Source organism: Rhodoblastus acidophilus (assembly GCF_900187365.1).
In the GTDB taxonomy this organism is placed as follows: domain Bacteria; phylum Pseudomonadota; class Alphaproteobacteria; order Rhizobiales; family Beijerinckiaceae; genus Rhodoblastus; species Rhodoblastus acidophilus.
The window spans coordinates 1-8,086 of record NZ_FYDG01000045.1; the positions used below are offsets into that span (position 1 = coordinate 1).

Here is an 8,086-nt window from a genome sequence, read left to right on the forward strand (position 1 = left end):
CGCTGCGATCGAGACCTCGATCGTCGGCTAACGCCTGACAGAGCTTGAACATGTGACGCCTCTGCGCAGCATGTGAAGCAAGCCTTTGCGACCGGCATCCCAGTGGGACGCCGGTCGTTTGCGTTTGACGCCTGGCGCGCGGCTCGACGCTCACGAGCGCGCGCAGGAGTCAGCTTCGAGCCGTTCAGCGCCGAAGACCTTGAGCGTCGCAGAATTCCAGCCGGGGGCGAGCTGCTACGGGCGCCATCGGCGGACGGGCGACCTCCGTCAGCGCCGTGGAAGAGGCTGCTTTTTGGTGGACAGCGGACGCTGGCAGACCAAGACTTGGCGCTTGGGCCAGCAACGCTACTGATCTTGCTGATCTTTTCCGTAAATATTTGCCCGGGACGCTATGGCAATTTTGGCCGCTCGCTCCAAAATCTGGCGGGTGGGGCTTCTATTAAAATTATCCTTGCGCGGAGGACGTCATGACAGTCCATATTGGACCACTGGCTCTGTTATCGGCCATTGCTTTGACCCAAACGGCAAGCGCTGAAGAAACGCCCAAGCTGATCAAGGCTTGCGCCGTGCTCCCCCAGGATGCCCAGATCGTTACTGGAACCAGCTTTGATGCTGGCGTTAATCTTGCTGGTCAGCGAACATACATCGTTCATGGAACATACGCCATAGAAACGGCAGGTTCGCACTGTTTGGAGTTCAATGTAGGTTCAATTGAACTGGACCATGCTCAAGTTGAACTCAGCATCACAGGATTTGCGGTTCAGAAAAATGGCGAAGTCAGTCTCACGGCCGTGACCAGCGGAATTTCAGACGGAACACCGGCGCGCCCGATCGTTAAGTTTATAACGCTCGGAAAAATCACGCAGATTGGCTACTCCGTTATGGTCGCGGGGAAAGCGGCTCCAACAACGACATACGTCACGCAGAACGACGCGAAGGACAAATACCAACCCAAGGGGGATTATCAACCCAAAGGGGAATACCAACCTGCAGGCAATTATCAGCCTCTTGGAGACTATCAACCCAAAGGCGAGTATCAACCGAAGGGCGACTATGCGCTCAAGGGCGAATATCAACCCAAGGGCGACTATCAGCCGAAGGGTGATTATCAGCCTGCTGGAAATTACGTTAAATTCGGTCAGGACCTCTCCCTCCGGTTCAACCGGCAGTACGACGGCCGTCGATGCCTGCAGAGTCCGGAAAGTGATTCTTCGTCGGTACAGAACATGTCGGAGTGCGACAATGATTCCAGCCGCGCGACGTGGTATCTGGAAAGGCGATAGGACCATCGAACGAAATGCGGTTCAAGGAAGTTTTTGGGCGCTGACGAGAGGTCGGCGTCTGAAAGGGATTTTCTTCTCAACCGCGTCGATGAACGTCTCCGGACTCGCCTGATCCTCGGCGCGCGCGGCCGCTGCGCCCGACGCCATCAAGGCGCAGGGGCCGCGATCGAACCCTTATATGTCATGGTCAATCCGCCCTCTCTTCGGCGAACCTTGGTCAGGAATGTGATGGCGCTCCCGCCGCCAAACTCAGGGAGATCATCTGGAGGATGCGCCAATGATCGTGAAGCGGCGGCGACACCCTGGACCCTGCAATCCGTCGGAGGGTTCGCGGCTCAGGGCTTGCCAATTGTCTCCTTGACCGTCTTGGCCAATTCGAGGTGCTGTTTGCAGAGGTCGGCGCCTTGCTGGGCGAGGAGGCGCACGCTCTCGCTGTCGCGGGACTTGGCCCCTGCATCAAACTTGTCAATGAAGCCGTGGTCGTGATTGTCGATCTGAGCCTGCACGAAGGCGTTGTCGAAATCGGCCCCGCTCTTGTCCTTGAGCTTGGCAAGGATCTCGTCATGCTGTTGGTCGTTTCCCTTTTGCGCCTCGGTATTTTTTGGCGGCTGCGCTTGAGCGGGTGCAGCGGTTGCCGCGGTTGCAGCGGGGGGGGCGGCGGCGGCGGGCGCTTGTGCATTCGCAGGCGGATGCGGACGCGGATGTGCACGGTGCGCGTGATGCGGATGCGCGTGGCGCACATGGGCGTTCGCGCTCCTGTGGGCGTGCGGGCGCGGCGTCGCGTGGGCGGCCGTGCGTGGGCGCATCAGTTTGACGAGCTTGCTCTGGAACTCCTCGTGGTCATTCCCCACCATGCGCGCAAAAGCCTTGACCGCCGGAGATTGGGCCTTTTCCGCGCCATAGCGGCAGAGCTGAATTTCCGCCTGGTTGTCCTTGGCGACAGCGTCGAAGAACTTCCTGTCCTGCTCTGTGACGGTCTGCCGGCGTGGCGCCGCTCCGCTTGAGGCCTGCTGCGCGGCCGCGTGCTGAGCGGAGCCGACGCCGGCCAACAGAAAGATCAGCGTGGGGGCGACGAATACCTTCTTCATGATCGACCTTTCATTTTTGAAAGGTTCCAACCTTGTATCAAGCCTGTTGTTCCCGAGCTCTCTGTCATTCCGCCAGCGCATTTCGCTAAAGCGCGCTTACGTTAGAATGTTGAAATAAAATTACTTTTGAAGGTCACGCTTGTTCAAGCCACTTCGGCCAAACGGGGCTTTGCGCCTCAAGACGCGTTCGTTGTGCGGTTTGAACGTCCGCTGAAGCGGCGACTCCCGACGGCAGGAACTTCCAACGGTAAGACTGCAATGAGCCGATGGCGCCAGTTCCAGCTGAAACTCGGCTGCAATCCCCGCGACGGTCAAGGCTTCCGGCTCTTCGCGGCGGCAATAGGCCGTCCGGCGCCGCCGCCATGGCCGACCAGAACCCGGCGAACCAACCGCAACGTTACGGGAACGGTCATGCCGGCCGAGCTGATCACCGAGAACGCAATCATGCCGGTCAGCGCGATATAAAAGGTCGTCCAGGACCAAGAGACGACGAAGACGAGCACCGGCAGACAGGCGCGCGCGTCGAGCAAGCGCCGATATCGGACACAGGTTTCATCGCCCATCGCAATGCGCGCAACGTTGTCGCAGCGCCTTCGGACTTTTCCTCGACCTCGGCGGCGACGAAATTTTTCACGCGCGGACTTGAGACCCGCAGCGCCTCTGCAAAAAGCTGGAAGATCGCGGGAATAAACCGCCGCCGCCCCGAGTCCCTGTCTTATCGCACGATGACAAGGGAGCATGTTCATGAGCGACCGTTTTGTGAAACCCGAAGGCGGCTGGGACCGGCGCAAGGTTCTCGACTGCATGGCCTGGGGCGGCCTCGGCGTGGTGTGGACCGTCGCGGGCGGCGTGCCGGGTTCGCGCATGCTGGACTCCGCGCAAGCGGCGAACGCCGGCTTCACCTTCGCGCAGATTTCCGACACCCACGTCGGCTTCGACAAGCCGGCCAATCCCGATCCGATCGCCACGCTCAACCAGGCGCTCGACCAGATCGCCGCCCTGCCGCACAAGCCGGATTTCATTCTTCACACCGGCGACATCACTCACACCGCAAAGCCCGAACAATTCGAACTGGTCCTGAAGACAATCGATCGACTCGGCATCCAGGTTTTTTACGCGCCGGGAGAGCATGACATCGTCGATCCCGCCACCGCCCGGGCCTATATGGATCGGTTCGGCAAGGGCGCGCGCGACGGCGCTTACTACGCCTTCGACCACAAGGGCGTGCATTTCATCTCGATCAACAATGTGGTCGATCTCAAGACCAAGGGCCTGGGTTATCTCGGCGCCGACCAGATCGCCTGGATCGCCGAAGATCTCAAGGGCAAGAGCGCCGAGACGCCGCTGGTGCTGTTCTGCCACATGCCCCTGTGGATGATCGCGCCGGAATGGGGTTGGGGGACGGAGGATTCGCAACAACTGATGGCGCTGCTCGCCCGCTTCGCTTCGGTGACCGTCATGAATGGCCACATTCATCAGGTCATGCAGAAGGTCGAGGGCCGCGCCACTTTCCACACCGCCCGCTCCACCGCCTTTCCGCAGCCGGCGCCGGGCGCAGCGCCCGCGCCCGGGCCGCTAAAAGTTCCGGCGGGGCAGTTGCGCGGGTTGCTCGGCATCGCCGACATAGCCTATGCGCCCGGCGGAGCCCCGCTGGCGATCACCGATCAACCGTTGATGGGTTAAACCCATGCGCTGGATCGTGCTGCTCGGCCTGCTGTGCGCGCCTGCAATGGCCGCGGACTCCGTTCACGGCGAAGCCCTTTATGAGGGCTGTCAGGACTGCCATTCGCTCGACAGCAACGATGTCGGCCCGCGCCATCGCGGCGTGTTCGGGCGCAAGGCGGGGTCGCTGGCCGACTATGCCTACTCCGAAGGCCTGAAAGCGAGCGGCCTGACCTGGGACGAAAAAACGCTCGACGCCTGGCTGGCCGATCCGCAAAAACTCGTGCCCGGCGCCAAAATGTTCTATCATCTCGATCAGGCGCAGGACCGCGCCGACGTCATCGAATATCTGAAGACCAACGTCAGATAGGAGGACGCTTGGCGGCGAGTGAACTGGCGCGGCGGCGTTTTGACGCCGTCGTGCCGCCAAATCTCGATGCGGCGTGGTCGCTGGCGAAGGCCCTCACCGGCAGCCGCGCCGACGCGGAGGACGTGGTGCAGGACGCCGCGATGAGGGCGTTGGCGGCCCTGGAGACACACGAGATCGAGCATCCGCGCGCCTGGTTCCTGACGCTGACGCGCAATTGCGCGCTGACCTTGCTCAAGCGCCGCCGTCCGGACGTGCTGGGCGAGGATGTCGAGGACATGGAGCGCGCCGGCGCCCTCGCCGCCTGCGACCTCTCCGCCAATGCCGAGCAGGCGGCCATCGCCGCAGACGACGCGGCGCGGCTCCGGACATGTTTTGCGGCGCTGCCGCTGGCGCTGCGCGAGGCCTTGGCGCTGCGCGTGCTGCAAGGCCTCGCCTACAAGGAGATCGCCGCCGCGATCGGGGCGCCGCTCGGCACGGTGATGTCGCGGCTCGCCCGCGCCCGCGCCGGACTCGCGGCCTGCATGGGAGAAAAGGATTGAGTGAGGACGCCCTGTTGAGGCTGCAGGCGGCGCTGGACGGCGAACTCGACGCCGAGGGGATGCTGGCCTTCGAGCGCGAATGCGCCGCCGATCCGGCGCTCGCCGCGCAACTCGCCCGCTTCCACGCATATGACAGAGCGCTGCGCGAGCACATGCCGGTCGAACCCGCGCCCGCTGCGTTGCGCGCGAAAATTGCGGCCCTCGCGGCCCCGCCGCGCCGCAGACTTGCCGCGCCGCCCTATGCCCTTGCGGCGTCGCTGCTGGTCGGCATGCTGGCGGGCTATGGCGTGGGACAGTGGCGGGCGCCCTCGGGCGTTCCGGGCGATGAGCAGGCTCTGGTCTCAGCCTTCACGCGCGCGCAGATCGGCGGACAAACCGTCGATATCGCCAACAGCAACCGCCATGTGGTCAAGCCCTGGCTCGCCAGCCGCGCGCCGCTGTCCGTCGCGGCGGTCGACCTGTCGGCGTCGGGTTATGCGCTGGCCGGCGGCAGAATCGAGGCGATCGGCGATCGCATTGCGCCTACGCTTGTTTACACGGCGCGTGAACATCGCATCGACGTCACTGAACTGCCGCGAAAGGGCGAGGAGGCGATCGCCTTCGCCAGCCTGAACGGGCTTCACGTCGCCCGCTGGGCCGACGCCGACCGCGCCTATGTCGCGGTGACCGACTTGCCGCAGAACGAGCTCGCGGAATTCGTCGGACTTTTCCGCACGGCGACGATGAAGGAACGCGAGGGACGTTGACACACAATTCGCATTCGTCCTGCAACCGGCGCCCGTTGAAGCGGCGCCACCGCGACCGGCGCCTTCGGCTGCTGACCGTGCGTCCGAGCTCAAGCCCGGTCGGCCCCTCAATTTTGGCGCTTTGCGCCAATCCCAAGAATCTCGACTCGCCCAAGAGTCGCGACTCGGCCTTGATGGCCCCCGGACCGACCCTGGCCGGCCCGAGCGCCACAGACAACGCGCATCGCGCCGCCCGACACATGGGCGCGCGCGAAAACCGCCGGCCTCGACGCCCATGTCTTGCTCTCGACACACGACAGCTACAGCTTTTCCGATGGGATCGGCGACCTCGTTCGCACTGGTCTCACCCTCGCCTACGTTCATGATATTCGCGCCGTGCTGATCGACTGAAACCGGCGCACTCTCAGCAGAAAAGGAACTCTCATGCGTCGTCACCGCAGAGCCAAGATCGTCGCCACCGTCGGACCCGCGAGTTCATCGCCGGAGATGTTGAAAAAACTGTTCCTCGCCGGGGTCGATACTTTCCGTTTGAATTTCAGCCATGGCTCGCATGAGGATCACGCCAAGGTTCATCAGGCCATCCGGGCGCTGGAGGCCGAGCTGGAGTCGCCGATTGGCGTCCTTCAGGATCTACAAGGGCCGAAAATCCGGGTCGGAACGATCAGGAACGGCAAGATCAGCGTGAGCGCGGGCGAAAGCATCCGGTTCGTGCCGGAGGGGGCTGACGGCGACGCGCAGTCGATCCCCCTGCGCCATCCGGAAATCTTCGCGGCCGTCCTGCCCGGACATGACCTGCTGATCGACGATGGCCGCGTGCGCGTGCGCGTCACCCGCGTCGGCCGCGACGCCATCGACGCCGAGGTGATCTATGGCGGGATCATCTCCAATCGCAAGGGCGTCAACCTGCCCGACACCATGCTGGCGCTGTCGCCGCTGACGCCCAAAGACCGCGCCGACCTCGCCTTTGGCCTCGAACTCGGGGTGGATTGGGTTGCGCTTTCGTTTGTGCAAAAGCCGTCCGACGTGATCGACGCCAAGGCGCTGATCGGCGACAGGGCCGGCCTGATCGCCAAGATCGAGAAACCCCAGGCGCTCGACCATATCGACGATATCCTTCGCGTCGCCGACGCCATCATGGTGGCGCGCGGCGATCTCGGCGTCGAAATCCCGCACCAGGACGTGCCGGGTCGCCAGAAAGAACTGGTGCGCGCCGCGCGACTGGCGGTGAAGCCGGTGATCGTCGCCACGCAGATGCTCGATTCCATGGTCGCCTCGCCCGCGCCCACCCGCGCGGAAGCGTCCGACGTGGCGACGGCGATTTACGATGGCGCCGATGCGGTGATGCTGTCGGCGGAATCGGCGACCGGCGATTACCCAGTCGAGACCGTGCGGATGATGGACAGCATCATCCGCTCCACGGAAGGGCACAAGCTCTACCATTCGATCGTGCACGCCACCCAGCCCGTGACGGAACAGACGCCGCCCCACGCGGTCGCCGCCGCCGCGGCCGATCTCGCCGAAGCCATCGACGCTCCGGTCATCGTCGCCTTCACCTCCTCGGGAACCACGGCGGCGCGCATCGCGCGCAAGCGGCCGGTGCTGCCGATCCTCGCGATCACGCCGAACATCTCGATTTCAAGACGCCTGCGGTTGTTATGGGGCGTGCAGGGCTTCCACTCGAAAGCCGCGCATGGCTATGACGAAATGATTGCTCATGCGGTTGAGACGGCGCGCGAGGAGAAGTTTGCGGAGCGAGGAAACTTCATTGTCGTGGTGTTCGGCATTCCCTTCGGAAAAACAGGCACGACCAATAATTTGCGTGTGGTTCAGGTCGGCGGCGCCTGAAGAACGCCGGACGTCCTTTGGCCGGCTTGTGGCGGCGCGGCCGTCCGTGGCGGGTTTCGTGGTTCGTGGACACGATCGCTGGCGGCGGCGATCAGTGTCACGCGAAAACCGGGCTGGACCTGAAATCCGCCGGCGCGGGCGTCGCCATGGCGTTCCCGAGCGGCGCCTTGGGCGCTTGTCTCGTCCAATTCGTGGACGCCAAGGCGCTCGACGCGCCGATCCCCATCATTGTCGGCGGCATCGCGCTCTATTTCGCGCTGCCGCTCCTTTGGAACCCGTCTTTCGGTAGCTGTCCGCTTGCCGCCGATGCGCCCGTAGCAGCTCGACCCCGGCGGGAATTCTGCGACGCTCAGGGCCTTCGGCGCTGAATGGCTCGAAGCTGACCTCCTGCGCGCGCTCGTGGGCGTCGAGCGGCGCGCCAGGCGTCAAACGCAAACGACCGGCGTCCCACTGGGATACCGGTCGCAAAGGCTTGCTTCACATGCTGCGCAGAGGCGTCACATGTTCAAGCTCTGTCAGGCGTTAGCCGACGATCGAGGTCTCGATCGCAGCG

At 63.5% G+C, this 8,086-nt stretch carries 10 protein-coding genes; 8 read left to right on the forward strand and 2 right to left on the reverse strand.

The features are described from left to right. Positions 1–467 precede the first annotated feature (467 nt). Positions 468–1,283, forward strand: coding sequence for a hypothetical protein (locus tag CFB24_RS21885; RefSeq protein ID WP_088522736.1), 816 nt, complete (start codon positions 468–470; stop codon positions 1,281–1,283). Between the two features lie 335 nt (positions 1,284–1,618). On the opposite strand, the gene CFB24_RS21890 is transcribed toward CFB24_RS21885, so the two are convergent. Next, positions 1,619–2,371, reverse strand: coding sequence for a DUF4142 domain-containing protein (locus CFB24_RS21890; RefSeq protein WP_176440472.1), 753 nt, complete (start codon positions 2,369–2,371; stop codon positions 1,619–1,621). A gap of 311 nt (positions 2,372–2,682) precedes the next feature. After that, positions 2,683–2,934 (reverse strand): IcmT/TraK family protein, encoded by a 252-nt coding sequence (gene icmT / locus CFB24_RS21895; RefSeq protein ID WP_088522738.1) that lies wholly within the window; start codon positions 2,932–2,934, stop codon positions 2,683–2,685. Positions 2,935–3,115: 181 nt separating this feature from the next. On the opposite strand from icmT, the gene CFB24_RS21900 reads away from it, so the two are divergent. From CFB24_RS21900 to CFB24_RS21930, 7 genes are all read left to right on the forward strand, one after another. Further along, positions 3,116–4,054, forward strand: coding sequence for a metallophosphoesterase family protein (locus CFB24_RS21900; protein ID WP_088522745.1), 939 nt, complete (start codon positions 3,116–3,118; stop codon positions 4,052–4,054). Positions 4,055–4,058: 4 nt separating this feature from the next. Beyond that, a complete protein-coding gene (locus CFB24_RS21905; protein ID WP_088522739.1) occupies positions 4,059–4,403 on the forward strand; it encodes a c-type cytochrome in 345 nt (114 codons plus the stop codon). Between the two features lie 8 nt (positions 4,404–4,411). Then, complete coding sequence (locus tag CFB24_RS21910) at positions 4,412–4,942, forward strand: sigma-70 family RNA polymerase sigma factor (RefSeq protein ID WP_088522740.1); 531 nt, start codon at positions 4,412–4,414, stop codon at positions 4,940–4,942. Next, positions 4,939–5,688: an anti-sigma factor family protein gene (locus tag CFB24_RS21915; protein ID WP_141098578.1), complete on the forward strand. Its 750-nt coding sequence runs from the start codon at positions 4,939–4,941 to the stop codon at positions 5,686–5,688. Before CFB24_RS21910 ends, CFB24_RS21915 begins: the two co-directional genes overlap by 4 nt. Positions 5,689–5,910: 222 nt before the next feature. Continuing rightward, entirely contained in the window at positions 5,911–6,078 is a 168-nt protein-coding gene (locus CFB24_RS21920; protein WP_088522742.1) for an MOFRL family protein, read from the forward strand. Between the two features lie 33 nt (positions 6,079–6,111). Further along, the gene (gene pyk, locus CFB24_RS21925; RefSeq protein ID WP_088522743.1) at positions 6,112–7,533 is read left to right on the forward strand and encodes a pyruvate kinase; all 1,422 of its coding nucleotides are present in this window, start codon (positions 6,112–6,114) and stop codon (positions 7,531–7,533) included. Positions 7,534–7,598: 65 nt separating this feature from the next. After that, on the forward strand, positions 7,599–7,901 hold the full coding sequence (locus tag CFB24_RS21930; RefSeq protein ID WP_104469727.1) for a hypothetical protein: 303 nt from the start codon (positions 7,599–7,601) through the stop codon (positions 7,899–7,901). The last annotated feature ends 185 nt before the right edge of the window (positions 7,902–8,086 follow it).